Raw genomic sequence first — 26143 nt, 5'->3', positions numbered from 1 at the left:
GTTGGGGCAGACTACTGGAAACCGGCTGACCACGGGAGATCCCGCAGGTCATGGCCGGTACCGGCCACAACCTGAGCAGGGGAGACGATGGACGCAGCGGATGCGAACCAGGTCCTCGCGGAGGTCGGCCGGGCCCAGACGACCAGCACGGCCACGCCCAGCAGGAGCGCGCCGGCGGCCATCCCCCGCCGGCGCGAGAACACGCGGGGCTTCCGGCGCCGGGCCGCGCCATCGCTCGGTGGCGGGTAGTTGACGTCGAGCCGAGCGGCGTCACCGGCCGCCGGGTCGCCGGCCGCGGGGGACACCTGATCGGTCGGGCTGCCGGAGCCCGGGAAGCCGCCGCCCGGGGCGCCGGTGCCGGCCAAGCCACTGGAGCCCGGGAAGCCGGCGCCGGCCAAGCCACCGGAGCCCGGGAAGCCGGCGCCGGCCAAGCCACCGGAGCCCGGGAAGCCGGCGCCGGCCAAGCCACCGGAGCCCGGCGGCTCGCCGCGAGGGGGACCGCCGCCCGGCAGGTAGCCGAGCCGGGCCGCCTCGGCCAGTGCCGCGGACACCGGGTGGAACCCGGTGAGCAGATCCCGGCACCGGGGACAGCCGTCCAGGTGCGTTTCGAACTCTTCCGGGTCGTCCAGGACACCGAGCTCGTAGGCCGCGGTGTCGCGGTGCTTCGCCCTCATCGCACCGCCATTTCCCCGAGCGCCTTACGCAATTGCCGCATCGCCGTGTACAACCGCGATTTGACGGTTCCCTCGGGAATTCCCAGATTTGTCGCCGCCTGCCGGACGGTGTTTCCGACGAGATATGTCTCGGTGATGACGGACTGATATTTCTCGTCCAGTTCCGACAATGCCCGGCTAATCGTTAGTGCGGCTAACGAACTGTCCGCGCGATCGGTGGACTCGGCGTTTTCCGGGATCTCCAGAGCGACCTCCTGCGGGCGGACCCGGCGATTTCGCCAGCCGTCGATGACGATCCGGCGCGCCACCGTGAGCAGCCAGCCGCGCAGCATTCCGGGCTCGCGTTCGAGCGTGCCGGCGTGCTGCCACGCGCGGATCATGGTCTCCTGCACGACGTCTTCGGTCCACTGCCGATCATGGTTGGTCAGGGCCAGTACCTGCGAAAACAGGGTGGCGCGGAAGTCCTTGTACAGCAGCGGGACGAGGTCGTCTCCCGTGTCGGGACGCGCTCGCACCGCGGTCGCGGACGAGGTGTGGCCGGCGTGGCCGAGACGTTCTCTGCCCGGTGCTTCCATAAAGCTCGCAACCTCACCTGACTGGCGGACCGTTGGGCCATCGGAGCGTAGCGCAAAAACACTTAATAGGCCATATGCATTAGTTTTCGTGCCCCATTAGGCGTGGCGCCGGCGACGGAGGGTTCAAATTGTGTCTTGTGATGTACGTCACAGTCACTAAAAGGTGACGGCGAGAACCGGTGAACGCCGTTCTTCCGTAACCCCCGTTGAGACGTTCTTCGCGAAGGGACAACGGGGATGCCGTTCCGATTCGTGGCCTTGTTGGCCGCCACGACCGCGCTCGTGCTCGGCTGTGCTTTGCCCGCGTCCGCCGGCGAGCTGCAGCAGACCGACCGCACCCTGCTGGCGCGCCTGAAGCAGCACACGCTGTGGGCTACGCCGGCGAGCAGGCTCGCCGCCGACCGCGCCACCAACCGCCGCGTGCGCGCGGTCGCCGTCCGCATCGCCGACGACCAGGCCCGCCTCGACGTCGCCCTGCGCGCGGTCGCCGACCGGCTCGCCATCACCCTCCCCGCCGCGCCCACCGCACAGGAGCGCGGCTGGGCCGACGAGCTCTCCGGGGACTCCGGCGACGCGTTCGACCACGCCTACGTCAACCGCCTGCGCGCCGAGTACGGCTCCCTCTTCGGGCTCGCCTCCGACGTCCGCGCCGGCACCCGCGACGACGACGTCCGCGCGTTCGCCCAGACCGCCGTCGACACCGCGCTCGGCCACCTGACGCTGCTGGAGAGCACCGGGCTCGCCGAGACCACGTCCCTGCTCGTCTCCGCCACCGAGGACGACACCCTCGGCGGCGCGGACCTCGCTTTCGGAGCCGTTTTCGTGGCGTTCGCCGCCGTCGCCACGTTCGGCCTGCTCCGCCTGCTCGGAACCCCCGGCAGGACCCAGCCGCGCACCCGGAGGTAAGCCCGCCCATGTCCCCGTCCGCCGCGCTGCTCCCTGTGTCACCGCACGACACCGGGATCGCCGAGGCCGCCGCGCTGTCCGGCCGCCTCACCTACCTCTGCATGTGCCTGACGCTGTGCTGGGGCGTGCTGGCCGCCACCGGCTGGGTCCGCCGGTTCAGCGGCCAGGACGCGCTGCGCACCGGCCACGTGCTGCTCGCCGCGTTCACCCTCGCCACCGGCACCCTGCACGGGCTGACGTTCCTCTTCCTCGAGGACGACCCGTTCGGCGTCGCCGACCTGCTGCTCCCGTTCTACGACGGCACCCCGCGGCACGCGCTCGGCATCGCGGGCCTCGAGCTCGTCATCGCCGTGTCGATCACCGCGGGCCTGCGCCGCGGCGCGCGCGAAGGCCGCTGGCTCCGCTTTCACCAGGCCGGCTACCTCGCCATCGGGCTGCTCGCCGGGCACGCCTGGCTCGGCGCGATCTCGAGCGGGCACCTGTCGGTCGTCTGGCTCGCCGGGATCACGCTGCTCGTGCCGCCGGTGATCCTGTCCGTCCTGCGGGTGCTGCCCGCGTCGGCGCTCGTCCGGGCCGGGCTGGTCGAACCCGTGCCCGACGAACCCGAGATCGCCTCGCTGCGGGTCGACGTCGACAGCCACCGCTGCCACTCCTACGGCGTCTGCCAGTCCGAGGCGCCCGGGGTCTTCCAGCTCGGCCACGACGGGCAGCTCGAGTACGAGAAACGGCCGGGAGCCGGGGAAACGCCGAACGTCCGCGCGGCCGCGCGCGCCTGTCCCATGCGAGCCATCCACCTGTTGGGAGCCACCTCGTGAGCGAACGCATCGTCATCGCCGGAGCCGGTCTCGCCGGCCTGCGCGCCGCCGAACGGCTCCGCGAGCTCGGATTCGACGGCGAAGTCATCGTCCTCGGCGCCGAGCCCGACATCGCCTACCACCGCCCGGCGCTGTCCAAGAGCCTGCTCACGGGCGCGGTCAGCCGGGCCCAGACCCTGCTCGCCGACCCCCTGGAAGTCGACGCCGAGTGGTACTTCGACACGCCGGTCACGGCGCTGTCGCCGAACCGGCAGATCGTCCACCTCCGCGACGAGGAGCTCCGCTACGACGGCCTGATCATCGCGACCGGCGTCGAACCCCGCCGGATGCCCGGCGCGCCGCACGGCCACCCGCGGGTCGTCGTCGTCCGGACCCTGTCCGACACCACGGCCCTCCAGCGCGCGCTCGCCACCAGCTCCGGCCCGGTGGCCGTCATCGGCGACGGCTTCATCGGCTGCGAAGTCGCTTCGAGCCTGCGTGAGATGGATCGTGACGTCGTCCTCATCGGCCGGTCGCGGGGACTGCTGGCCGACGTGCTCGGCCCCGACATCGGCGACTGGCTCACGGCGCTGCACACCGCCCGCGGCGTCCGGCTGGAGCTCGGGACCACCATCCGCCGCTGGCACCCGGGGACCACGTCGGTCGGCCTGGAGTTCGCCGACGGCCGCGCCATCGACGTCGCCTGCGTCGTGGTCGCCGTCGGGAGCGTGCCCGCGGTGTCCTGGCTGCGCGGCGCGAAGCTGCCCCTCGACGACGGCGTCGTCTGCGGACCCACCTGCCACGTCGTGGGCTCCGACACGATCGTCGCGGCGGGCGACGTCGCCCGCTGGCCCAACCTCCGCTACGACGCCACACCGAGGCGCGACGAACACTGGCTCAACGCGGTGGAGATGAGCCGCGCGGCGGCCGAGAACCTCCTGGCCGGGCCGTCGGGCTCGCCGGCGTACACCCCGGTGCCGCGCTACTGGTCCGAACAGCACGGCGTCCGCATCCAGGTAGCCGGCCGGCCGATGCTCGGGAGCGACACGGTGCTCCTGGAGTCCCCGGTGCCCGGCACCAGGCCGATCACGGGCTTCGTCTCGGGCGGCAGGCTGGTCGGGCTCATCGGCCTCGACAGTCCGGCCGCGGTGCTGCACTGGACGGCCGAGCTGGCCCGCCAGCACCCGGCGCCGTCGATCGTCCCACCGCAGCGGCCCCCGGAACCGGAGCGTCCTCGTCCCCACAGCCGCGCGGCGGCCGGGTACTGAGGGTCGGCCGGGTACCGAGGGCCACTGGTGCGGCGCTTCGCTCCCGGGCGAGGTGCCCGGAGCCGTGGAGCGTTGCAGGTCGCGCCTCGGCGGGGTTGCCCGGCCGCCACCACGGCCGCGCGGCCGCCGGCTGCCAGCTGCTCGGCGGACGAGCCGGCAGGGCGGCCGGGTGCTGAGGGTCGGCTGCGGCCCGGCGGGCGGTCGGCGCCCTGGCCGCCGGTGCGGCGCATCGCTCCCGGCCGGGGTGCCCGGAGCCGTGGAGCGCCCGCCGCAGGTCGCGTCTCGGCGGGGTCGCGCGGCGGTTGGGTCTTGAGGAGCGGCCGCGACCCAGCAGGCGGCGCCGGCAGAGGTGCCCGAAGCCGCGGAGCGCCGAAGCGGGGTCGCCCGGCCGGGCGGTGGCCGGGCGCTGGGCTACCATCTTCTCCGCGGACGAGCTGGCAGGGCGGTCGCGAGCCGGGGTGACCCGGTCCGAGGAAAGTCCGGACTCCACAGGGCAGGGTGGTTGCTAACGGCAACCCGGGGTGACCCGCGGGAAAGTGCCACAGAAAACAGACCGCCACGGCCCGCGAGGGCCGGGGTAAGGGTGAAACGGTGGTGTAAGAGACCACCAGCGTCCCGGGTGACCGGGACGGCTGGGTAAACCCCACCCGGAGCAAGGCCAAGAGGGAGCGCGAGCTCCTGCGCAGGCGTTCGAGGACGGCCCGTCCGAGTCTGCGGGTAGGCCGCTGGAGCCTGCCGGCGACGGCAGGCCGAGATGGATGGCCGCCGCCCGGTGAGCCGCGAGGCGACCCGGGAACAGGATCCGGCTTACATGCCGGCTCGTCCGCCTCACTCCCGAAGGCACCTTCCTCTCGACTCATGCGAGGAAGGTGCCTTTCAGCCTGTCCCGCGTGGTTACTCGGTAGTAGGGTGCCGCTATGGCGGGTGACGAGAAGCGGTTCAAGTCGGCCTTCGATTCCTTGCACGCTCTGGCGTACTTCGCGCCCGAAGTGGACGCGGCCCTCACCGGCATCGGGCTGCGACCGGGGCGGATGCCCTACTTCGCCGGCCGCTCGGCCGCGATGGGCGCGGTCGGGCCCGAGGTCGTCGCCGCCACCTTCTACAACTTCAACCCCGAGGTCGTCGCCCGCGTGATCCCGCGCGCCTGGACCCTCGCGACGCCGGAGCAGGTCCTCGAAGCCCGGCTCGAAGGCGTCGACCGGGCCCTGACCCGGCTCCTCGGCGAAGGCGAGCTCAAGAGCGACCAGGTCGTCGAGGCCGCCGAGCTCGCCCGCGAAGCCACCGCCGGGTGCACCACCGAAGGACGTCCCCTCTACGCCGCGCACGCCGGGCTGGACTGGCCCGAGCCGCCGCACCTCGCCCTCTGGCACGCCATCACGCTGCTGCGCGAGCACCGCGGCGACGGCCACATCGCCGCCCTCCTCCTCAACGGCCTGAGCGGCGTGGAAGCGCTCGTCACCCACGTCGCGACCGGCGCCGGGTTCACCGTCGACGCGGCCAAGCTGACGCGCGGCTGGAGCGACGAGCAATGGACCGCCGCCGGCGAGCGCCTGCGCGACCGCGGGATCCTCGACGGCGAAGGCGCACTCACCGACGAGGGCGTCGCGGTGCGTGACCGCGTCGAGGTCGCGACCGAGGCCGCCGCGAAGGCGCCGTGGGACCACCTCGGGGCGGCGAAGCTGGCCCGGCTGGAGGAGCTCGGCCGGGACCTCACCCGCCGCGTGGTTGCCGCCGGTGCGTTCCCGAAGGGCGTTTTCGCCCAGACCCGCTCCTGAGGACCAAGATCACGCTATGTAGTGAAAATGGTGTGAGGTCCTGAGCGCCCTGTGACGGACGGCGGAAGACCGTCAAGATCGACATGGGCGCGGACCGGCGGAGGGTGGTCACACAGCGGACTCGCGCGACGGGGCCGTTCGGGTCATGTCACACTGTCCCAGGCCGCACAACGGCGACAGCACCAATACCCACAGTGAGCAAATCCCGAGCAATGGGGTGAGTTCGTCAGCACACTGAGAAGTATGGGTGCCCGGGCTTTAACCCGAGGGCCCTTGCCGCGATGATGGTGGCGTGGAGTTTTCGTGCGCCGTGCGCGCCACAGCGGTTGACAAGGCAGCCGTCCCCTACGCAGCGCGCTTTGACCACTACCCCTCGTAGCCCCCATGATGTTGTTCGAAGCACCGCCTGAGCCAGAGCCGCGCGGGCCCCACCGCGCACCGGGAGTAACGCGATGATGACCTTGACCACCCTCGACACGCTGGCCGCCGGCGAGCTGGGCACGGGAAACGTGCGCCAGTGGCTGCTCGACAACGTCATCCCCCTGGTGCTGCTGGCCGTTGCCCTACTGCTTCTCTGGCTGGGCGGCGGCAAGGGCGACAACGCCGGTGTCATGCGCCGGCTCGCCGGCGTGGTCATCGCGCTCGCCATCATCGGTCTCGCGGTCAGCGGCGCGGGCGTGAACGTGGGCCAGTGGATCGCCGGCCTGTTCACCGGCTGAGGCGGCGGCGTGCGGATCAGGACTGATGACGAGGTCTACCGGGTCGACGCCGTGTGGCTCGGCCCGCCGAAAGCGACTTTTCCCTGGAGAGCGCGCTACGTGGCGTGGCTCATCGGCATCCCGGCGTTCTTCGTCGTGCTCGGCGTCGAACGCTGGGCGGGGTGGAGCTTCGGGTTCTTCTCGACGGCGTGGGCGTTCATCGCGACCATCGTGATCACCCGGCTGCTGACGGCCAAGATCAGCCACGAGCGCCCGCTGGGCACCGTGGTCTCGATGGCCGGGCGCGAGCTCAACACCCCCCGTGAGGTGACCACGGGCACCGGTGGCGCGGTCAGCGCCAGCCGCGTCCGGGTACGGGCCGAGCGCCCGTTGCCGAAGCACCGCCGAAAACGGCAGTACCAGCACCACGGCGGGCCGCCGGGTGCTGTGGTCCAGGGATCACCACGAGCGCGCCGGAGCCGCGGCAACACGGCTCGGGCCGGGAGGTAGTCGTTGTTCGGTCGCGGCGGTAGCCGAGGAAAACGGGGTCGGGACGCACACTCGGGCGCGTGGCAACCGCCCGAGCAGGTCCGCGCGGCGCGGAACGGCTCGGGCGGCGGCAACGGCCGTCGCCTGACCGGCGAGCAGGCGATCCCCGCGTACACCCCCTCGATCGCGGTGCGCAGCATCGACGGGCACCTGGTCCGCACCGGCTACGAGGTCTACGCCTGGTACCGGCTGGCTCCGCAGCGCTGGTCGTTCCGCTCGGACTCGCAGCGGCGCGACCTCGTCGCGGCCATCGCCGGCCAGTACGCCGAGCTGCAGGGCCGCTGGCTGCACCTGCGCGTGACGAACCGGCCGTACCCGATCCGGATGTGGGCCGAGGCGCACGTCTACAACGCGCACGGCCGCCCCGGCGACGTCCCGGGCGCGATGTCGTTCGACGACTACCTGATCGGCGAGCAGCAGCAGCTCATGGGCCGCTCGATGGCCGAAAAAGAGGTCTACATCGGCGTCCAGGTGCAGACCCGGCGGATGGTCGACCGCGCCGTCGAGCGCGCCGCGCCGGTGCTGCGCAAGATCCTCCCGGAGGCCGTCGACGCCGAGCTGTCGGCGCTGGACTCCGAGGTCGAGCACCTCGACCAGGTCATCGGCAGCGCGGGGCTGGAGGGCCGCCCGGTGCACGCCGAGGAGATGTCCTGGCTGATGCACCGCTCGTGCTCGCTGGGCCTGCCCGCGCCGCGGAACATGCCCGCCGTGCCCGGTGCGGCCTGGGAGCCCGAGGACCTGGCCAGCTTCACCGACGCCGCCGACTACTACGCCGACCCGTACGCGCCGACGGTGACCGTCCGCGGCCGCACCGGCTCCAACGCCGGCGTCTCGCGCCACCTGGCGATCCTCACCGTCGGGCAGATGCACGGCCTGCAGATCCCCGAGGTCGACGACCCGTGGATCCAGCACGCCGACCGGCTGCCGGCGGCGGTCGAGGTGTCGGCGCGGATCTACGTCCGGCGGCCCGAGGAGGTCGCCAGCGAGCTGCAGCGCCAGATGAACAAGGTGCGCTCGCAGGTCAAGCACTACACCGACGAGCACGAGCTGGAGCCGCCGCAGTCGCTCAACCGGCAGGCCGGGCGCGTGCTGGAGATCGACGACGAGATGACGTCGGGCTTCACCGCGCTCGCCACCCGCGTGCGCTCGTGGTGGCGGCTGGCGGTGTCCGGCCCGACCGAGCGCGACGCGCTGCGCCTGGCCCAGCAGCTGCTGGACCTCTACAAGCCGAAGATCGCCATCGAGCACCCCGAGGCCCAGTACGCGATGGCCAGGGAGTTCATCCCCGGCGAGCCGCTGGCCTCGGCCGCGTACATGCGGCGCGGGTCGGTGGTCTGGGCGTCCTCGGCGGTCCCGACGGCGACCGCGGAGGTCGGCGACCGCCGCGGCATCCTGCTCGGCGAGACGTGCACGGCGACCCGGCGCCCGGTGGCCTGGGACCCGTGGATGGCCCAGGAGATCCGCGACGGCTCGGGCCTGACGGCGATGGTCGCCGGCCTGGGTGCCGGCAAGTCGTTCCTCGGCGGCGGCATCGTCTACAAGACGCTGCGGGCCGGGGCGAGCTGGACGATCCTCGACCCGTCCGGCCCGCTGTCGCGGCTGTGCGACCTGCCGGAGCTGCGCCCGTACGCGCGGCCGATCAACCTGCTCAACGCCCAGCCCGGCATCCTGAACCCGTACCGGGTGGTCGCCGAGCCGCTGATCGAGCACTTCATGGACGAGGACGACCCCGAGCGCTCCTGGCGCCGGGAGAAGGCCCTCGCGGGCGCGACGCGACGGCGTCTCGTGCTGGACGTCCTGACCGGTGTCCTGCCGTACGAGGTCTCGCGGATGGCGCAGACCCGGATCGTGCTGCTGCGCGCGGTCCGCACGGTCGGCGGCCGGTTCGACGCGGACCCGGGTCAGGTAATCGATGCGCTCAGGCGGGATTCTTCGGAACACCACGAGCACGCCGGGGTGGTCGCGGACTTCCTCGACGAGATGCGCGAGCGGATGGCGCTGCTGATCCCGGAGACGGACGCGGACCCGTACGCCGAAACCCGCGACGACCGCCTGACGGTCCTGACGATGGCCGGGCTGACCCTGCCGAAGGACGGCGTCCCGCGCGAGTACTGGACGGACGCGGAGTCCCTCGGCGTCGAGATGCTGAACCTGGCGGCGTGGCTGACCCAGCGGTCGGTGTACGAGAAGCCCAAGGAGATGCGCAAGGGCGTCTGGATCGACGAGGCGTTCTTCCTGTCCGAGGTCCCCACGGGCCGCGTGCTGATGAACCGCTTCGCGCGTGACTCGCGCAAGTGGAACGTCCGCGTGCTGCTGTCGTCCCAGATCCCGGCGGACTTCCTGAAGATCCAGGGTTTCGTGACCCTGCTCGACTCGGTGTTCGTGGGTCGGCTGGATGACGACGACGCGCAGGCCGACGCGTTGCGGCTGTTGAAGGTCCCGGTGGGCGTCGGGTACGAGCAGGTGGTGGCGGCCCTGGGCCGCCGCCCGGGAGCACAGCAGCGCGGCCTGGAGCGCGACATCGAGCCCCGCCAGTTCATCTTCGGCGACGGAGCGGGCGGAGTGGAGCGCATCCGCGTCGACTTCTCGGGCCCGCACCTGGACCACCTGCGCGCGGTGATGGACACGACGCCGGGTTCGAAGGACGCGGCATCCCCGCCCCGCCGCCCTGGCAACGAGCTGGCCCTCCCGCACACGGAGGAGAAGAAGCCGTTCGTGGCGTCCCCACCGGAGGACGACATCGAGCTGGAGCAGGACTTCGAGCTGGCGGCAGAGCTGGAGGTCGGGTTGGCCGACGAGAACCTGCTCGGGGCCCCGGACCCGCTGGCGTCCGAAACGGGCGAAGTGGAGGGCGGGGTCTCCCAGAACGGCGGAGTGTCCCCGAACGGCAGTGTGTCCCCGAACGGCAACGGTGGGCAGCAGCACGCCCGCACGGGTGGAAAGGGCGGCACCGGCCGGGACGCCGCATGAGCGCCGCCCGGACCCGAAGTAGTCGCACCGCCCCCGGCTGCGCGGGGCGGGCCTGCCGTTCCTCGCGGGCGGCCGTACCCCCGCGGGCTACCGCGGAGGGTGCCGCATGAACACCCTGCTGACGTTGGCGGTGCTGCTGACGCTGGCCGCCGCATGGCACGCGCTGAAGCGCCGGATCAAGGAAGGCCCGCGGTCGGCCCGGCGCACGCCGTCGCGCAAGGCGACGATGTTCGCCGTCATGCTGGTGCTCGGTTTGCAGGCGATCGCCACGGCTCCCGCGGCGAGCGCGGCGGCCTGTGGTGAGGCGCCGAACCCGGAGCGCCCGGGGGCAGGCATGGTCGGCGCGATCGACCCGCCGGAGGGCCACGGCGAACCGAACAGCGCCTACATCGACTACGCCTACGCGGGCATGGTCTGGAACACCTTCGAGACCAACTGCTCCGGGCTGAACCTCACCCCGGCCGGGTCCACTTTGGACACCTGGGGTGGCAACCAGCTGTTCAACCTGGGCAAGAACATCGTCGGTGCCACCAACTCGCTGCACTACACGGTGCTCGAGGGCGGCCTGCTGAACCCGATCTACGCCGCGGTGAAGTCGGGCGCCGAAAAGGTCTACAACAACATCTACGCCCAGCTGTTCGGCCTGGTAGCGCTGATCCTCTCGATCATGATGTTCCGCAACATCTGGCGGGGTGACCTGGCCGCGGTCAGCAAACGGGCGCTCTACGCGCTGGCCGGGATCTGGCTGGCCGCGTCGTCACTGGCGATGTTGCGGTACTTCGACCCGATCGACAAAGCGATCGTCCAGACCACCACGAACATCCAGGCGGGCTTCGTCGACGAAAGCGGTGACCGGATCGTCCGCGACATCCTGCCGACCCAGCTCCACACGCAGATCGTCTACAACAACTGGCTGCGCGGGGAGTTCGGCACGCCCACGGCACCGCAGGCCGATCAGTACGGCAAGCCCCTGCTCGACGCCCAGGCGTTCACCCGCAACCAGCTGGTGAACGGCGACGACGGCAACCAGTCCGTCATCGACGGCAAGAAGAACGCCTACAAGGACATCTCAACGAAGCTCGGCCCCGCCACCGGCTACTTCACCGGCGAGGCCGGCGGCCGCACCGGCGCGGGCTTCCTCTCCCTCGGCCAGGCCCTCGTCTACTCGCTCTTCCAGCTCCTGGCCAAGGCGAGTGTCCTCTTGGCCCAGGTCCTGATCCGCCTCTTCGCGCTCACCGCGCCGCTGATCGGGCTCGTCGCCCTGCTGCACCCGGAGATCCTGCGCCGCGTGCTCAAGGTCGCCGGCGGCGTCGCGTTCAACCTCGTCGTGCTCTCCGTCCTCGCCGGGGTGCACGCGCTGCTGCTGCAGGCCATCTTCGACGCCGGGAACTCGCTGAACATGCTCACGCAGATGGTCCTCGCCGGGCTCATCACCGTGCTGCTGTTCATGGTCGGGCGGCCGGTGCGGCGCCTGTGGCAGATGGTCGAGATGTCGGTCAGCATGGTCGGCGCCGCCGTGCCGTCGCCCGGGGGCGGGATCTTCTCCCGCTTCAAACGCAACCGCAACGGCCCGACGCCGCAGGACGAGTTCTGGCAGAACGTGCGTGACACCGACGACGTCGTCGACGGCGAGCAGCGCGGTCCGCTCGGCGCCACCGCCGGGGGCGGCCGGTTCCGGCCGGAGGCCACGATCTTCGCCAACTCCCAGCGGCTCGACAACGGTTCCGGCCGCCCGGCCGCAGCCTGGTCCGGGGCCTGGCCGGGGGCCATCAACGGCGGTCCGGCGGGCGCGCTGCCCGCGGGCGGCCGCCCCGGTTCCCCCGTGTTCGGCCAGTACAACCCGGCCAACGGCGACCCCGGCGACTACGTCGTCGTCGGTGCCGGCGGCCGGCCGACGCTGCGGGGCGAGGAAAGCCGGCGCGTCGACACCTCGCCGGTGGCCGACCGCCGCTGGAACGACGAGCCCGAGCCCGTCGTCGTGCCGTCCGACCTGCGCGCGCCCGAGTCCGGCTTCAGCGACTACACGCCGCAGGACGTGCCGCGGACGCCGGGTGTGCGGGCGCAACCCCGCCGCGTCGACCCCGAAGTCGTCGCCGGCAAGCCGGTCTTCGTGCTGTACCGGCCGTCCCGGGGCATCGAGGTCCGCGAAGAGCGGGACACCGACCAAGCCATGGGGCGGTGACCGATGCCGATCCGCACCAACCGCGGCCGCGCCGCGGTCTACCGCCGCCTGTGGGGCTGGCCGCTGCGCTCGCCCCGCCACCTGATGGGGGCGCTGATCTTCCTGGCGATCCTGGTCACCGCGCTCGGCATCGTGCTGCCGAAGGTGGTCGGCAAGCCGCAGGCCAAGGCGTCGCCCCCCACCGGGACGACCACCACGTCCGTCACCGCGACCCCGCCGGGTGTCGCGGCGCCGGTGCCGACGTCGAACCTGCCGACGCGGCTGTCCGCGCCGCTGGCCACCCCGACGACGGCGGCGCCCAACGGGGACGCCGTGCGCGTCGCCAAGGAGTGGGCCGCGGCGTGGGTCGACCACCCGGCCGGGATCACCTCCGACCAGTGGCTGGCCAAGCTGAAACCCTTCACCACCGAGGAGTACCTGCCGGTGATGGCGTCGGTCGACCCGGCGAACATCCCGGCGACGAAGGTCACCGGTGAGCCGGTCGTCGGCACGTCGTACACGAGCTCGGTGCAGCTGACGATCCCGACCGACGGGCCGAAGCTGGCCATCACGGTCGTGAACACCAACGCCGGCTGGCGCGTCGCCGACTACGACCAGGCGAGCTGAGCGTGCGGCGGCTGGGGCTGTGGCTGGGACTGGTCGTGTTCGTCGCGATCGGTGCCCTGATCGTCACCGCCGTCGCCGCCAAAGTGGTCATGGACAACCAGCAGGCGCAGGCCCGGGGCGTGTCCCTGACCAGCTGCGACGCCTCGGTCGGGCCGACCCAGCCCGGCGAGGGCGAGCGCGGCACGGTCGACGCGTCGAAGCTGGACGACGAGCAAAAGGGGATCGTCGCGCTGATCATCACGATCGGCAAGCAGCGGTCGCTGGCGCCGCGCGCGTGGCAGGTCGCGATCCAGGCCGGGATGACCGAGTCCGGGCTGCACAACCTCACCTACGGCGACCGGGATTCGCTGGGCGTCTTCCAGATGCGCCCGTCGATGGGCTGGGGCACGGTGGCGCAGGTCACCGACCCGACGTACGAGGTCAACAAGTTCTACGACGTCCTGCTCGCGGTCCCGGACTGGGAGAACAAGCGCCCGGGCGACGCGGCGCAGGCGGTCGAGCGCTCGGGCTTCCCGGACCGCTACCACAAGTGGGAGCCGATGGCGGCGACGCTGGTGGAGAACGTCGGCCAGGTCGTCGACGTCGTCGCCTGCGGCACCGGGCTGGGTCAGCTGCTGCCGCCGAGCCAGGCCGCGGCGAAGGCGATCAGCTTCGCGCTGGGCGAACAGGGCAAGCCGTATGTGTGGGGCGCCACGGGCCCGAATTCGTACGACTGTTCGGGCCTGATGCTGCGTGCGTACGAGTCGGCGGGGATCATCCTGCCGCGCGTTTCGCGCGACCAGTACCACGCGGGCGCGCTGCTGCCGGTGCGCGAGGCGCAGCCCGGTGACCTGCTGTTCCTCGCCAACGACCCGTCGAACCCGAACACGATCCACCACGTGATGATGTACCTGGGCGACGGCAAGGTCGTCGAGGCGCAGCAGACCGGTGTTCCGGTGCACACACGGGCGTTCTCGTTCGACGAGGCCGAAGTGGTGCCGCAGGCCGTCCGTCCCGGCGTTTAGCATGGGTTGAGGCCCTTGACCCGAACGGGGCCGGCGGATTCGGCCGATTCACCCGACGTCGCGGCGCTTCCACGAGCAGGTGGCCGCGTACTGGCAGAGGATGAGCACGTGGGACGCAAATTCGGCAAGCGAGGCAAGCCCGGTTCGGGCGAGCCCCAAGACCCGGCATCGCTGTTCGGCGCGCCCCAGCCACCCCGGCAGTCGGCGCGCCCCGCGTCCAGCACGCCCCTGTCCGACCAGCTGAGCCAGGGCTACCCGGGCGTCGACGCGGGGTACGTGGTGCTGCCCAGGTCGCTGGCGGAGGGTATGTCGCTGCCGTGGCAGCAGCAGATGTCGGCGTTGCTGGCCCAGTTCCACGCGGAGCACGCATCGCTGACCTGGCCGATTTATCGCGTGGTGCCGTCGCGCTACGAGAGGCTCGCGGACCTCGACGAGGAGCAGCTCGCGGAGGCGGGCTACCTGGTGGAGATGGACGTCGACGGCGACATGGTCTACCGCGAGCGCAGTGGACGGAAGGTCGACGACCCGGAGAACACGTCGGTTTTGGTGTCGTCCTTGGATCCGATCCCGAAGCCGGCGGCTCGTCCTTCGCCGCCGCCTCCGGGTGCGCGGCCGGGTCAGGCCCCGGCGCCTGCTCCGGCTCCGATGAACATCGGGCCGGCGCCGGTGTGGCGGACGGTGCCGCAACCTCCGTCCGGGTGGGGGCCGGGGCAGTCCGGGGCGGGTCCGACGTGGGGCCAGGAGCCGGGACGCGGGCGTCCGCAGCCGGAGGATCGCGAGTGGTCGGTGGCGTCGGAGTCCGAGTCCCCGGGCCCGGTGAGGGCGCCTCGCCATGCGGCTCCGGAGGTGCCAGATGTTCCTGTGGCGGCTTCGCGGGCGGGCCGTGCGGAGCCGTCGATCGATGAGCTTGAGGCAGTGGCAGGGCATGCGCCGTCGCAGGGCGAATCCGCGCCTCGGCCCGCGCGAGCGGCCGCGCCGGAACCAGCCGAGCCCGGGCGTGGGAACGCGTCCGCGCCGGTGGCGTCGCCGCCGGAGCCAGCCGAGCCGGGGCGTGGGTACGCGGCCGAGCGGGTGACGTCGCCCTCGGAGTCAGCCGAGGCGGCTTCGGCCGAGTCCGCGCCGGAGCCAGTGGCGTCGTCGCCTGAGCCAGCCGGCCCGGGTTTTGGGAGCACGGCCGAGCCGGTGGCGTCGCCGCCGGAACGAGCCGAGACGGCTGCGGAGCCAAAGCCTTGGGAAGCGGTGCGGCCGGTGGCGGCTGAACCCGCGCCTGTCGAACACGAGCCGCGGGATGTGGTCGAGCCGGAATCTGCGCCAACCGGGCGTGAGCCGCACGGGACGGCCGAACCTGTGCCCGCTGGGCGTGGACCGGAGGAAGCGGTTCAGTCGGAGGTGGCCGAACCCGCGCCTATCGGGCGTGAGCTGCAGGATGTGGTTCGGCCGGAGGTGGCCGAACCCGTGCCCGCGGGGCGTGAGCCGGAGGAAGCGACTCGGGCGGAGGCGGCCGAACCCGCGCCTACCGAACGTGAGCCGCAGGATGCGGGTCGGCCCGGAGCGTCTGCGCCTCCGTCGGCTGAGCCCGAGTCGCGGGATGAGCCACAGCTGGGCGGTCCCCAGCTCGAGGCGAGGCCCTGGGAGGCGGCTCGGCCGGAGGCGGCTGAATCCGCGCCGACCGAGCACGAGTCGCGGGACGCGGTTCAGCGCGAGGCGTCTGCGCCTTCGTCGACTGAGTCCGAGTCGCGGGATCTTGCGGAGTCCGAGGCGGCCGAACCCCAGTCGGCTGGCCAGCAGCCTGCTGGTTCGCACCAGCAGCAGTCGGCCGCGCCGACCGCATCGCAGGTGGAGGAGCCGCCTGCCGTCGGGCAGTCGGAAACGTCTGCTGCGCCGGAGCCCGAGTCGTCAGCCGCGGCCCCGCAGCCTGCCGTGCCACAGCTGACGGACACCGGGGCTTCGCGACCTCCCATGTCACAGCCGCCGGCCGCCGTTGCACCGTCGCCTGATGTGCCGCAGTCGCCGAGCTGGCAACAGCCGCCGACTATGGCGCAAGCGCCGGCTTCGCCGCAGCCGGCCGGACCGCCGTCGCAGGCCCAGCAGCCGCCGGCCGCGGCTCAGCAGGACCCGGCTGCCGGTTCGCAGGGTTCCGGCCAGCAGCCGCCTGCCGCGCAGCCACCACCGCACTCGGGCCCGCAATCGCCGACTCAGCCACCTTCCAGCCTGGAATCGCCGACTCAGCAGCAGCCCGCTGCCGGTTCGCAGCCGCTGGGCCAGCAAGAACCCGCTAGTTCGCAGCCGCCGACCGAGCAGCAGCAGGTGTCGCCCGCCGCGCAGCAACCTGCCGGTCCGCGATCGTCGGATCGGCCGCAGCCGTCGGCGGCCGAGCTGCAGTCGCCGGACGAGCGGCCAACGTCGGTCGTGCAGCCGCTGCCGCAGGTGCCGAACCAGGAACAGACCTCGGCCGTGCAGCAGCAGGCGCCGGATCAGCAGCAGTCGCCCGCCGTACAGCAGTCGCTGGAGCCGTCGAACCAGCAGCAATCGCCTGCCGCGCGGCTGCCGCTGGATCAGCGGCAGCCGCCCGCCGTGCCGCAGTCACCGGTCCAGCACCAAACGTCCGCAGCCCCGGAGCCAGCGGCTCAACCGCAATTGCCCGCGGCCTCGCAGACAGCGGCCCAGCACCAAACGCCCGCGGCCCCGGAGTCGGCGGCTCAACAGCAACCGTCTGCTGCTCAGCAGCCAGCGGTCCAGCACCAGCCGCCCGCTGTCCCGCAGTCACCGGCTCAACAGCAACCGTCTGCGGCTCAGCAGCCGGCTGCCCAGCACCAGCCGCCCGTGGCCCCGCAGTCACCGGTCCAACAGCAACCGTCTACGGCTCAGCACCAATCGCCCGCAGCCCAGCAGTCACCGGCCCAGCACCAGCCGCCCGCAGCCCAGCAGCCAGCGGCTCAGCACCAACCGCCCCCGGCCCCCCAGCCACCACCAGCCAGCCACCAACCCACCCCGCCGCAGCCCCCAGCCCCGGCGACCCCTCCCTGGGCCCCAGCTCCCACCCCACCAACACGCTCCAAACCAGTCTTCCCCGGCCCAGAGTCAACCCCCCAGCCCTTCCCGGCCCGCCACGCCGCCCCGGCCCGCCCGGTCTTCCCGGGCCCCGGCACCATGCCGCCCGTCCCCCCGAACTCGGCGCCGCCCGTCTTCCCCGGCCGGGACACCGCCCTCCCTCAACCCTCCCGGCAAGAACCCGCCACCCCGCCCCGCGGGACCCCCCGCGGCTGGTTCGACGAGCTACCCGACCAGCCCGCCGAACCCGACGAAAACCAGGACTTCGGCCCCACGGGACAACCCACCGAGATCCCCTACCGGTACAAGCGCTGACAACCCGGCTCGCGGGTGCGAACCTAGGACCATGTCGAACGATCCGAACCCGGACAAGGGCTGGTACTACAACACCCGCACCCGCCAGGTCGAGCACCTCGAACGCAGCCGCGGCATCGACCTGCTCGGTCCGTACCCCGACGAGGCCACCGCCCGGCGGGCCCTCGACATCGCGCGGGAACGGACCCGGCAAGCCGATGCCGAGGACGCCGACGACTAGACCGGCAGCCGCGGGCCGAGCACGAACTCCGGATCCACCTGCGACGCCAGGCTCTCGCCCGCCCAGGCCCGTGCGTTGCGCAGGTGGAACTCGACGGCTTGACGCTGGTAGCGCGCCCAGTCGCGCTGCTCGGCGTCGACCGTCGCTCGCATCGAGGACAGCGTCTGGAGGTTGCGCGGCTCGAGCTCGGTGATCGGCCGGGTCGTGCCGCGCTCCGCCGCGCGGACGTGGCGGGATGCCGACATCCACCCCAGCAGCGCCTCGCCTACCTGCTCCTGCAGGAACTCGACGTCCTCGGCGTCGGTCACCTTGTTGCCCACCACCACGAGCCGCACGCCGAAGTCGCGCGCGTAGTCCGCGTACTGCCGGTACACGCCCACGCTGCGGACCGTCGGCTCGCACACCAGGAACGTCACGTCGAACCGCGTGAACAGGCCCGACGCGAACGCGTCCGCCCCCGCCGTCATGTCCATGACGACGTACTCGCCCTCGACGTCGACCATGTGGTTCAGGAGCAGCTCGGCCGCTCCGACCTTCGAGTGGTAGCACTTGACGCCGAGGTCGTCCTCGTCGAACTGCCCGGTGACGCCGAGGCGCACGCCGCCCAGCTGCCGGAAACACGCCGCGAACACCGGGTTGTCCTCGAACGGCCGGACCAGCCGCGACCCGCGCCCCGGCGGTGTCGTCTTGATCATCGACGCCGCGTCCGCGATCCGCGGGTTGTCGCCACGCAGGTAGTCCTTGATCAGGGCCATGTTGTCGCCGAGCGTCGGCCAGGCGAGCGCTTCCTCCTCGGGCGCGCCGAGCGCCACCGCGAGGTGCTGGTTGATGTCGGCGTCGATGGCCAGCACCGGCGCACCGGCGTCGGCGAGGTACGCGACGAACAGCGATGACAGCGTGGTCTTCCCGCTGCCGCCCTTGCCGACGAACGCGATCTTCACGGTCGGAGCCCCTTCTGGAAATGAAGACGGTTTTCATTATTGCGGAAGTCAACGTACACCCGACCGGCCCGCGCCCGATCGGGCGATCATCGGGCTCTTCGAGGGTTAGGGTTGGGGGGTGCCTCCCCTCGTGATCAGGACACACTCGGCGGGCGGGGACTTCGGCCCCCTACGTGCCGAGTTTTCGCTGCCGGAGTCGTTCGGGCCCGAGGTGCTGGCCGAAGCGGAAGCCGCGGTGCTCGATCCACTGGCGAGCGCCGGCCCGCGCGAGGACGCGACGGACCTGCCGTTCGTCACCATCGATCCGCCGGGCTCCAAGGACCTCGACCAGGCGATGGTCGTCGAACGGACCGCGCACGGCTTCCGCGTGCACTACGCCATCGCCGACCTGGCCGCGTTCGTCCCGCCCGGCGGCGCGCTCGACCGCGAGTCGCGCTCCCGCGGGCAGACGCTCTACCTGCCCGACGGCAACGTCCCGCTGCACCCGCCGGTGCTCTCCGAAGGCGCGGCGAGCCTGCTGCCGGGCGAAATCCGGCCCGCGGTGCTCTGGACCATCGAGACCGACGAGGCGGGCGAGCTGACAACGACGCGGGTGCGCCGCGCACTGGTCCGGTCCACCGAGCAGTTCGACTACGAGACCGTGCAGGCCGCGCTCGACGCCGGCAACCCGCACCCCTCCGTGGCCGCGTTGCCCGAGCTGGGACGGCGACGGCGCGAGCTGGCCGTCCGGCGTGGCGCCGTCGAGCTGCAGCTGCCGGAGCAGGAGATCAGCGGCGACCCGGACGGCGGCTGGGTGCTCGCCCGCCGGCCGCGCACCGCCGTCGACGCCTGGAACGCCGAGATCTCGCTGCTCACCGGCATGGCCGCGGCCCGGATCATGATCGACGCCCGGGTCGGCGTCCTGCGCACGCTGCCCGACCCGGAGCCCGAAGCCGTCGACTGGCTGCGTCGCTCGGCCGAAGCGCTGGGCATCACCTGGGCGCGGGAGACGACCGTTTCGGAGTTCCTGTCCCGGTTGGATCCCGGGCAGCCGGCGTCGATGGCGCTCTACGCCGACACGACGCGCCTGCTGCGGGGCGCGGGGTACACGGCGTTCGACGGCGAGCTGCCGGCGTTGACGACGCACGCGGGCATCGGCGGCGCGTACGCGCACGTTACGGCGCCGATCCGGCGGCTGGTCGACCGGTTCGCGACGGAGATCTGCCTGGCTGTCTCGGCCGGGCGTGAGGTGCCGGCGTGGGTGCGGGCGGCGCTCGCGGACGTCCCCGAGCGCATGACGGCGTCGGACACGCTCGCCGCGAAGGTCGAGCGGGCGTGCATCGACCAGGTCGAAGCGTGGGTGCTGGCCGAGCACATCGGCGGCGAGTTCAGCGCGGTGGTGCTGCGCGCGGACGAGAACAAGGCGGAGATCCTGGTCGAAGACCCGACGGTGATGGCGAAGTGCGCGGGGGAGAAGCTGACCGCGGGGGAGCGGATCGGGGTCCGGCTGACCGCGGTCGACGTCGAGAAGCGGAAAGTGTCGTTCGAACGCGCATGACCTGGGTCGACGATCTCGGTGAGCCGGTGCCGTTGAGCGGCCCGGCTTCCCGCGTGGTTTCCCTGGTGCCGTCGCTGACCGAGGCGGTCGAGGTCAGCGCGCCCGGCCGGCTCGCCGGGGCGACCGACTACTGCACGCACCCGGCCGCGCTGGACGTCCCGCGCGTGGGTGGCTCGAAGTACCCGAAGATCGACGACGTGCTGGACCTGGCGCCGGACCTCGTGCTGGCCAACTCGGAGGAGAACCGCCCGGAGGACGTGGAACGCTTGCGCGCCAACGGGATCCCGGTCTGGGTGATGGCCGCGGCGGCGACGGTCCCGGCCGCGCTGGGGTCGCTGCGGCGGATCCTGACCCAGGCGTACGAGCTGGAGGAGCCGGACTGGCTGGTCGAGGCCGAGGAGGTCTGGCGCGCGGTGCGGCCGGTGCGGTTCCACGCAGTGGTCCCGGTGTGGCGCAAGCCGTGGATCGTCCTGGGCCGCGAGACGTTCGGCGGCGACGTCCTGCGGCGCGTCGGCGTGGCGAACGTCTACGCGGGGTCGCCCGAGAGGTACCCGCGGCCGGACGTCGACGAGCTGCGCGCGCACTTCGCGGCGGACGCGGACCTGCTGGTGCTGCCGGACGAGCCGTACCTGTTCACGGAGGAGGACGGCCCGGACCACTTCCCGGACGCGCGGTACGTCCTGGTCTCGGGCCGCCACCTCACGTGGTACGGACCTTCACTCGTCGAGGCGCACGCCGCGCTGACGGCAGCTCTTACCGGGCCGTGAAGTCGAACCCGCGGGCCAGCGCGGCGCGAACGCCGCGGGCGACCTCGGCCGGCCGGACCGGCTCGGTCGCCAGGTGCAGCCAGTTGTCCGGCCGCGGCCGTCCGGTGTCGACCACCAGGGTGGCGCCCGGCCGCTCGGCGAGTTCGACCGCGAAGGTCATCGTCGCGCCGAGCCCCTGCGAGTAGGTCGGCTTGGCGCCGGGCGGGGTGCGAACGATTACAGCGTCAATCCCGTCAGGACCGTGACGCGCTCCTCGGTGAAGTCCGCCATCGCCGACGCCGGGCCCTCGCGGCCCACGCCGGAGTCCTTGACCCCGCCGTAGGGCATCTGGTCCGCGCGGAAGCTCGGGACGTCGCCCACCAGCACCCCGCCGACCTGGAGCTTGGCCGACACCTCGAACGCCGTCGGCAGGTCGCGCGTGAACACGCCCGCCTGCAGCCCGAAGCGCGACGCGTTGATCCGCTCGACGCCTTCGGCCACCGAAGCCACCCGGACCAGCGAAACCACCGGCCCGAACACCTCCTCGGCCATCACCGACGCGTCTTCGGGGACGTCCGCCAGCACCGTCGGCTCGACCGTGGCACCCGATCGCCCGCCGCCTGTCAGCAGCGTGCCGCCGGCCGAAACCGCGTCGGCCACCCACGACTCGACCCGGGAAGCGGCGTCGGCGTTGATCAGCGGTCCGACGTCGACGCCGTCCGCGCGCGGGTCGCCCGTGCGCAAAGCCTGGACCTGCGCCAGGACCTTCTCGGCCAGAGCGTCGTAGACGTCCGAGTGGACGTACACCCGCTGCACCGAAATGCACGACTGGCCCGCCTGGTACATCGCGAACGTCGCGATCCGCTGCGCCGCGAAGTCGAGGTCCGTCCAATCCGGACAGACGAGCACCGCGCCGTTGCCGCCCAGCTCCAGCGCCACGTGCTTGCGCGGCACGCGGTCGCGGATGGCCCAGCCGACCGGGACCGAGCCGGTGAACGACACCACCGGCAGCCGCGGGTCCTCGACCAGCTTCGACGACGTCTCGTTGTCCACCGGCAGGATCGACCACGACCCCGCGGGCAGGTCCGTCTCAGCCAGGATTTCGCCGAGCAGCAACGCCGTCAGCGGCGTCGCCGGCGCGGGCTTGAGCACGATCGGCGCGCCGACCGCGATCGCCGGGGCGACCTTGTGCGCCACCAGGTTCAGCGGGAAGTTGAACGGCGTGATGCCCAGGACGGCCCCGCGCGGGACGCGCCGGACCAGCGCCAGCCGGCCGGTGCCGCCCGGGTCGGTGTCGAGGCGCTGCAGCTCGCCCGAGAAGCGGCGCGCTTCTTCGGCGGCCCAGCGGAACGTCGAGACCGCGCGCCCGACCTCGCCGCGCGCCCACTTCAGCGGCTTGCCGGACTCGGCCGTGATCAGCTGGGCGATCTCTTCGGACCGCTCGCCCAAGGCCCGGGACACGTGGTCCAACGCCCCGGCGCGGACGTGCGCGGGCAGCGTCGCGAACTCGTCGGCGACGTCGTGCGCGGCCTGCACCGCGGCTTCGACGTCCTCCGCCGAAGGCACGAAGTGCGACCCGGCCTCGGAACCGTCGTAGGAGTGGCGGACGACGGCCGTCGAGCCGCCGGTCACCGGCTTTCCGGCGACCCAGAAGGGGAAAGTCATGCGCGAGCCTCCGTGCGGACAGCGTGCTCGAGGACCGAGAGGCCCTCGTCGAGCAGGTCGTTGGACAGGGACAGCGGCGGCAGCAGCCGGACGACGTTGCCGTAGGTACCGCAGGTCAGCACGATCACGCCGGCCTGGTGGCAGGCCGCGGCGACGCGCTTGGTGAGGCCGGCGTCGGGCTCGGTCGTGCCGGGCTTGACGAACTCCGCGGCCAGCATCGCGCCGCGCCCGCGGACGTCGCCGATGACGCCGGTTTCGGCAGCCAGCGCGCGCAACCGTGGCAGGACAGCACCTTCGATGCGCTTCGCCGACGCGGCCAGGTCTTCGGTCTTCATCGTCTCGATCGAGCCGAGCGCGGCGGCGCAGGCGATCGGGTTGCCGCCGTACGTGCCGCCGAGCCCGCCCGGGCCGACGGCGTCGAGGAGCTCGGCGCGGCCGGTGACCGCCGAGAGCGGGAGGCCGCCCGCGATGCCCTTGGCCGTCGCGATCAGGTCCGGGACGACGTCCTCGTCGGTGGAGGCGAACCAGGATCCGGTGCGGCAGAAGCCCGTCTGGACCTCGTCGGCGACGAACACGACGCCGTTTTCGCGGCACCACGCGGAAATCGCGGGCAGGAAGCCGCGCGCGGGCTCGATGAAGCCGCCCTCGCCCTGGATCGGCTCCAGGACGACGGCGGCCGTCTGGTCGCCGCCGATCTGCTTCTCGATGCGGTCGATGGCCAGCGCGGCCGCCTCGGGGCCGGACAGGCCGTCGCGGTACGGGTACGAGCCCGGCACGCGGTAGACCTCGGGCGCGAACGGGCCGAAGCCGTGCTTGTAGGGCACCGACTTCGCGGTCATGCCCATGGTGAGGTTGGTGCGGCCGTGGTAGGCGTGGTCGAACACGACGACGGCCTGGCGCCCGGTCGCCGTGCGGGCGATCTTCACGGCGTTCTCGACGGCCTCGGCGCCGGAGTTGAACAGCACCGACTTCTTCGCGTGGTCGCCCGGCGTCAGCTCGGCCAGCGCTTCGCAGACCTCGACGTACCCCTCGTACGGCGTGACCATGAAACAGGTGTGGGTGAACCAGCACGCCTGCTTGCGGACGCGGTCGACGACGGCCGGCGCGGAGTGCCCGACGTTGGTCACGGCGATGCCGGAGCCGAAGTCGATCAGGACGTTGCCGTCGGCGTCGGTGAGCAGGCCGCCGCTGGCGGAGGTGACGTAGACGGGCAGCACCGAGCTGACCCCGGCGGCGACGGCGTTCGCGCGGCGCTCCTGCAGCTCGCGCGAGACGGGGCCGGGGATCTCGGTGCGCAGCCTGCGCTGCCGGGGCGCCGGCGCCTGCGGCTCGGCGGTGGTGCTTGCGGTCACGGCGTGCTCCTGCGGACGCGGGTCGGGTGGACGTCCTCAGGATGAGCTGCCGCCGGACGGCCGTCAGCTGGCCTTTCCGTACAGGAAGGCGCGTAGAATTGGCCGTTATGGCACTCACGCTGGCCGGACTGGCCGCCGACCGCCCGCTTGGGCTGCGGGTGCTGACCGGCGGTGATCTCCTGGACCGCCCGATCGGGTGGGTGCACCCGACGGAGCTGACGGACCCGCAGGCGTTCCTCGAAGGCGGCGAGCTGCTGCTGACGACCGGGCTGGCGCTGGCCGAAGAGACGTCGCCGGCTTACGTGCGCCGCCTGGTCGAGGCGGGCGTGGCCGGGCTCGGCTTCGGCGTCGGGCTCAGCCACGACTTCGTCCCGCACGCGCTGGTGTCGACGGCGGCCGAGGTGGGGCTGCCGGTGCTGGAGGTGCCGCGCGAGACGCCGTTCATCGCGATCACGCGCGCCGTTTCGCGGGCGGTGGCGGCGGACGAGTACGCGACGACGGTCCGGATCGGCAAGGCCCAGCAGGAGCTGACCCGCACGGCGGTCGGCAAAGGCGGCCCGGCGGGGGTGCTGCGCAAGCTGGCGAAGCTCATCGACGGCTGGGTGCTGCTCTTCGACCGGACAACCGTCACCGAAGCGGCTCCGGCGGGCGCCCGTGCGTACGGCGCTTCGCTGCGAGAAGAGCTGGAGCGCCTTCGCGTCGGTACGCGGGTGGTCGCACTCGACGGGCAGGAGGTCGTCCTGCAGACCCTCGACACGAGCGCGCGCCGGGTGCTCGCCGTCGGCGCGTCGCTCGACACCGCGGGGCGGCACATCGTCAACACCGCGGTCTCGGTGCTTTCCCTGGCGCTGGAACAGGATCGCGCGCAGGCGGCGGCGCGGCAGGCGCTGCGGTCGGGGTTGCTGGAGCTGCTGATCGGCGGCCAGGCCGAGCTGGCGCTGCGGGTACTGGCCGAGACGGGCGGTGAGCCGCCGCGCGCACCGTGGTCGGTGCTGGTGTTCGCCGGGACGCCCGCCGCGCGGAGGAAGTTGCTCGCGGCGCTGGAGGGCGAGCCGGTGTTCGCCGCGCGGCGCGGCTCGTCGGTGGTCGCGATCGGCCCGGCCGACCCGGCGGCGGAGGCGGCGCTGCGGATCGGCGGCTTGCACGGTGGACTGGCGGGCCCGGTGTCCGCGACGGACTTCGCGGCCGGCTTGGAGCAGGCGGAGCTGGCCGCCCAAGCGGCACTGGCGGAGGACAAAACCCTGGTGTCGGCGGCGGAACACACGGGTCGCGGCCTGCTGTCGCTGATCGAACCCACGGTGGCGCAAGCGTTTGCGCGCGGCTTGCTCACCCCGCTTCGCACCCACGACACGACGGGCCGCGGCGACCTGGAGACGTCCTTGCGCTGCTGGCTGGAGCACCACGGTCACTGGGACGTCGCCGCCGCGCGGCTCGGGGTGCACCGGCACACCTTGCGGAACCGGATCCGCAAAGTGGCGGAACTGCTCGGCCGCGACCTCGACTCACCCGGCGTCCGCGCGGAGCTGTGGGTCGCGCTGCAGGCTCGTGAGTGAGAAACAGTGTTCTAACCCTGTTTCTCACTCACGAGCACGATCGGTGAGTCCCCGCAGCGGCGCAGGACCGGGCCCGGCGCCGCGCCCGCCGACCACCACGCCGGGACGTCGGCTTCCCGGACCAGCGATCCCGTCGGCTGCCGGACGCTGTTGGACACGATCACCCGCCCCTGCGCGTTCAGCAGCGCCGCCCCGCGGCCCAGTGACCGCAGCCGGGGCCGGACCGCCCGCTCGAACTCGCGTACGTACACGTCCGCGCCGACCACGCCCGCGAACGCACCGCCGCGGACCACCGGGATCGTGAACGTCAGCGTGTACTCGTCGGTGCACAGGTAGTCCACGTACGGCCCGTTGATGTGCCGGCGCCCGGTGTCGCGGGGGACCGTGAACCACGACTGGCGCGTGTAGTCCAGGAAGTTCTCCGCGGCCGGGTCCAGGCTGATGAACAGCTGCGACGGGTCCGCGGCCGAGCCCGTCCACCACTCGAAGCCGAACTCCGAGTCGGACAGCACGTGGGGTGCGCTGACGAACCCCGCGCCGACGATCAGGCCGCCGAGCGCCTCGGTGACCTGCGGCCGGATCCGGTGCAGTGCCTCTGTGACAGGAGCAGCGTCCGCCAGCACCGACTCGGCCGCCGCCAGCAGGGGCTTCAGCCGTTCGAAGACCCCTTCCACCAACGCCGAGACCTGCTCGACGACCTCGTCGCCGGTCAGCGTGCGGGTGTCGTTCACAGTGCTCACCTCGATGCGCGGGAGTACGGCA

General features: G+C 72.4%; 21 protein-coding genes and 1 other RNA gene. 15 read left to right on the top strand and 7 right to left on the bottom strand.

Features of this window, described 5'->3' with window-relative positions; translation table 11 throughout:
- Positions 1–11 precede the first annotated feature (11 nt).
- Both ACZ7OU_RS00245 and ACZ7OU_RS00240 read right to left on the bottom strand, forming a co-directional pair.
- Complete coding sequence (locus tag ACZ7OU_RS00245) at positions 12–674, bottom strand: zf-HC2 domain-containing protein (RefSeq protein ID WP_470253762.1); 663 nt, start codon at positions 672–674, stop codon at positions 12–14.
- The gene (locus tag ACZ7OU_RS00240; protein WP_470239090.1) at positions 671–1249 is read right to left on the bottom strand and encodes a sigma-70 family RNA polymerase sigma factor; all 579 of its coding nucleotides are present in this window, start codon (positions 1247–1249) and stop codon (positions 671–673) included. The genes ACZ7OU_RS00245 and ACZ7OU_RS00240 overlap by 4 nt, the downstream gene beginning before the upstream one ends.
- Positions 1250–1486: 237 nt before the next feature.
- On the opposite strand from ACZ7OU_RS00240, the gene ACZ7OU_RS00235 reads away from it, so the two are divergent.
- The 12 genes from ACZ7OU_RS00235 to ACZ7OU_RS00180 all read left to right on the top strand — a co-directional run bounded on the left by ACZ7OU_RS00235 (position 1487) and on the right by ACZ7OU_RS00180 (position 17587).
- Complete coding sequence (locus tag ACZ7OU_RS00235) at positions 1487–2155, top strand: DUF4142 domain-containing protein (protein WP_470253761.1); 669 nt, start codon at positions 1487–1489, stop codon at positions 2153–2155.
- A gap of 8 nt (positions 2156–2163) precedes the next feature.
- Positions 2164–2970 carry a 4Fe-4S domain-containing protein gene (locus ACZ7OU_RS00230; protein WP_470253760.1) on the top strand — a complete coding sequence of 269 codons (807 nt, stop codon included), beginning with the start codon at positions 2164–2166 and terminating at the stop codon, positions 2968–2970.
- Positions 2967–4217 carry an NAD(P)/FAD-dependent oxidoreductase gene (locus ACZ7OU_RS00225; RefSeq protein WP_470253759.1) on the top strand — a complete coding sequence of 417 codons (1251 nt, stop codon included), beginning with the start codon at positions 2967–2969 and terminating at the stop codon, positions 4215–4217. Before ACZ7OU_RS00230 ends, ACZ7OU_RS00225 begins: the two co-directional genes overlap by 4 nt.
- Before the next feature lie 430 nt (positions 4218–4647).
- An RNA gene (gene rnpB / locus ACZ7OU_RS00220) (RNase P RNA component class A) lies at positions 4648–5043 on the top strand.
- A 91-nt stretch (positions 5044–5134) separates the two neighbouring features.
- The gene (locus tag ACZ7OU_RS00215) at positions 5135–5992 is read left to right on the top strand and encodes an SCO6745 family protein (protein ID WP_470253758.1); all 858 of its coding nucleotides are present in this window, start codon (positions 5135–5137) and stop codon (positions 5990–5992) included.
- A gap of 452 nt (positions 5993–6444) precedes the next feature.
- Positions 6445–6711, top strand: a complete 267-nt coding sequence (locus tag ACZ7OU_RS00210) for a hypothetical protein (protein WP_004562703.1) — start codon at positions 6445–6447, stop codon at positions 6709–6711.
- 9 nt (positions 6712–6720) lie between these two features.
- Positions 6721–7200 carry a hypothetical protein gene (locus ACZ7OU_RS00205; protein WP_470239085.1) on the top strand — a complete coding sequence of 160 codons (480 nt, stop codon included), beginning with the start codon at positions 6721–6723 and terminating at the stop codon, positions 7198–7200.
- Positions 7201–7203: 3 nt separating this feature from the next.
- Complete coding sequence (locus ACZ7OU_RS00200) at positions 7204–10209, top strand: ATP-binding protein (RefSeq protein ID WP_470253757.1); 3006 nt, start codon at positions 7204–7206, stop codon at positions 10207–10209.
- Positions 10210–10315: 106 nt separating this feature from the next.
- Positions 10316–12391 carry a magnesium transporter gene (locus tag ACZ7OU_RS00195; protein WP_470253756.1) on the top strand — a complete coding sequence of 692 codons (2076 nt, stop codon included), beginning with the start codon at positions 10316–10318 and terminating at the stop codon, positions 12389–12391.
- A 3-nt stretch (positions 12392–12394) separates the two neighbouring features.
- Positions 12395–12997 (top strand): hypothetical protein, encoded by a 603-nt coding sequence (locus tag ACZ7OU_RS00190; RefSeq protein WP_470239082.1) that lies wholly within the window; start codon positions 12395–12397, stop codon positions 12995–12997.
- Between the two features lie 2 nt (positions 12998–12999).
- Positions 13000–14001 (top strand): C40 family peptidase, encoded by a 1002-nt coding sequence (locus ACZ7OU_RS00185; protein ID WP_470253755.1) that lies wholly within the window; start codon positions 13000–13002, stop codon positions 13999–14001.
- Between the two features lie 3397 nt (positions 14002–17398).
- Positions 17399–17587, top strand: coding sequence for a hypothetical protein (locus tag ACZ7OU_RS00180; protein ID WP_470239079.1), 189 nt, complete (start codon positions 17399–17401; stop codon positions 17585–17587).
- Here the strand turns inward: ACZ7OU_RS00180 and ACZ7OU_RS00175 are convergent.
- The gene (locus ACZ7OU_RS00175; RefSeq protein ID WP_470253754.1) at positions 17584–18528 is read right to left on the bottom strand and encodes an ATP-binding protein; all 945 of its coding nucleotides are present in this window, start codon (positions 18526–18528) and stop codon (positions 17584–17586) included. The two genes, ACZ7OU_RS00180 and ACZ7OU_RS00175, sit on opposite strands and share 4 nt — an antisense overlap.
- Positions 18529–18658: 130 nt before the next feature.
- Here ACZ7OU_RS00175 and ACZ7OU_RS00170 point away from each other — a divergent pair, with 130 nt between their 5' ends.
- Positions 18659–20065: an RNB domain-containing ribonuclease gene (locus ACZ7OU_RS00170; protein ID WP_470239077.1), complete on the top strand. Its 1407-nt coding sequence runs from the start codon at positions 18659–18661 to the stop codon at positions 20063–20065.
- Positions 20062–20832, top strand: coding sequence for a helical backbone metal receptor (locus ACZ7OU_RS00165; RefSeq protein WP_470239076.1), 771 nt, complete (start codon positions 20062–20064; stop codon positions 20830–20832). The genes ACZ7OU_RS00170 and ACZ7OU_RS00165 overlap by 4 nt, the downstream gene beginning before the upstream one ends.
- Here ACZ7OU_RS00165 and ACZ7OU_RS00160 read toward each other — a convergent pair.
- Genes ACZ7OU_RS00160 through gabT form a run of 3 tightly spaced genes read right to left on the bottom strand, consistent with a single transcriptional unit; the run spans position 20819 to position 23828 of the window.
- Positions 20819–20992, bottom strand: coding sequence for a hypothetical protein (locus ACZ7OU_RS00160; protein ID WP_470253753.1), 174 nt, complete (start codon positions 20990–20992; stop codon positions 20819–20821). The genes ACZ7OU_RS00165 and ACZ7OU_RS00160 overlap by 14 nt on opposite strands.
- A gap of 56 nt (positions 20993–21048) precedes the next feature.
- Positions 21049–22476, bottom strand: a complete 1428-nt coding sequence (locus tag ACZ7OU_RS00155; protein ID WP_470253752.1) for an aldehyde dehydrogenase family protein — start codon at positions 22474–22476, stop codon at positions 21049–21051.
- A complete protein-coding gene (gene gabT / locus ACZ7OU_RS00150) occupies positions 22473–23828 on the bottom strand; it encodes a 4-aminobutyrate--2-oxoglutarate transaminase (protein WP_470253751.1) in 1356 nt (451 codons plus the stop codon). Before gabT ends, ACZ7OU_RS00155 begins: the two co-directional genes overlap by 4 nt.
- Positions 23829–23935: 107 nt before the next feature.
- Here gabT and ACZ7OU_RS00145 point away from each other — a divergent pair, with 107 nt between their 5' ends.
- The gene (locus tag ACZ7OU_RS00145; protein ID WP_470253750.1) at positions 23936–25381 is read left to right on the top strand and encodes a PucR family transcriptional regulator; all 1446 of its coding nucleotides are present in this window, start codon (positions 23936–23938) and stop codon (positions 25379–25381) included.
- 11 nt (positions 25382–25392) lie between these two features.
- On the opposite strand, the gene ACZ7OU_RS00140 is transcribed toward ACZ7OU_RS00145, so the two are convergent.
- Positions 25393–26112: a cache domain-containing protein gene (locus tag ACZ7OU_RS00140; protein WP_470253749.1), complete on the bottom strand. Its 720-nt coding sequence runs from the start codon at positions 26110–26112 to the stop codon at positions 25393–25395.
- Between the last annotated feature and the right edge of the window lie 31 nt (positions 26113–26143).

Source organism: Amycolatopsis sp. NPDC114505 (assembly GCF_055633615.1).
The sequence above is the reverse complement of the archived record's forward strand: the minus strand, read 5'-3'. Positions and strand labels throughout refer to the sequence as shown.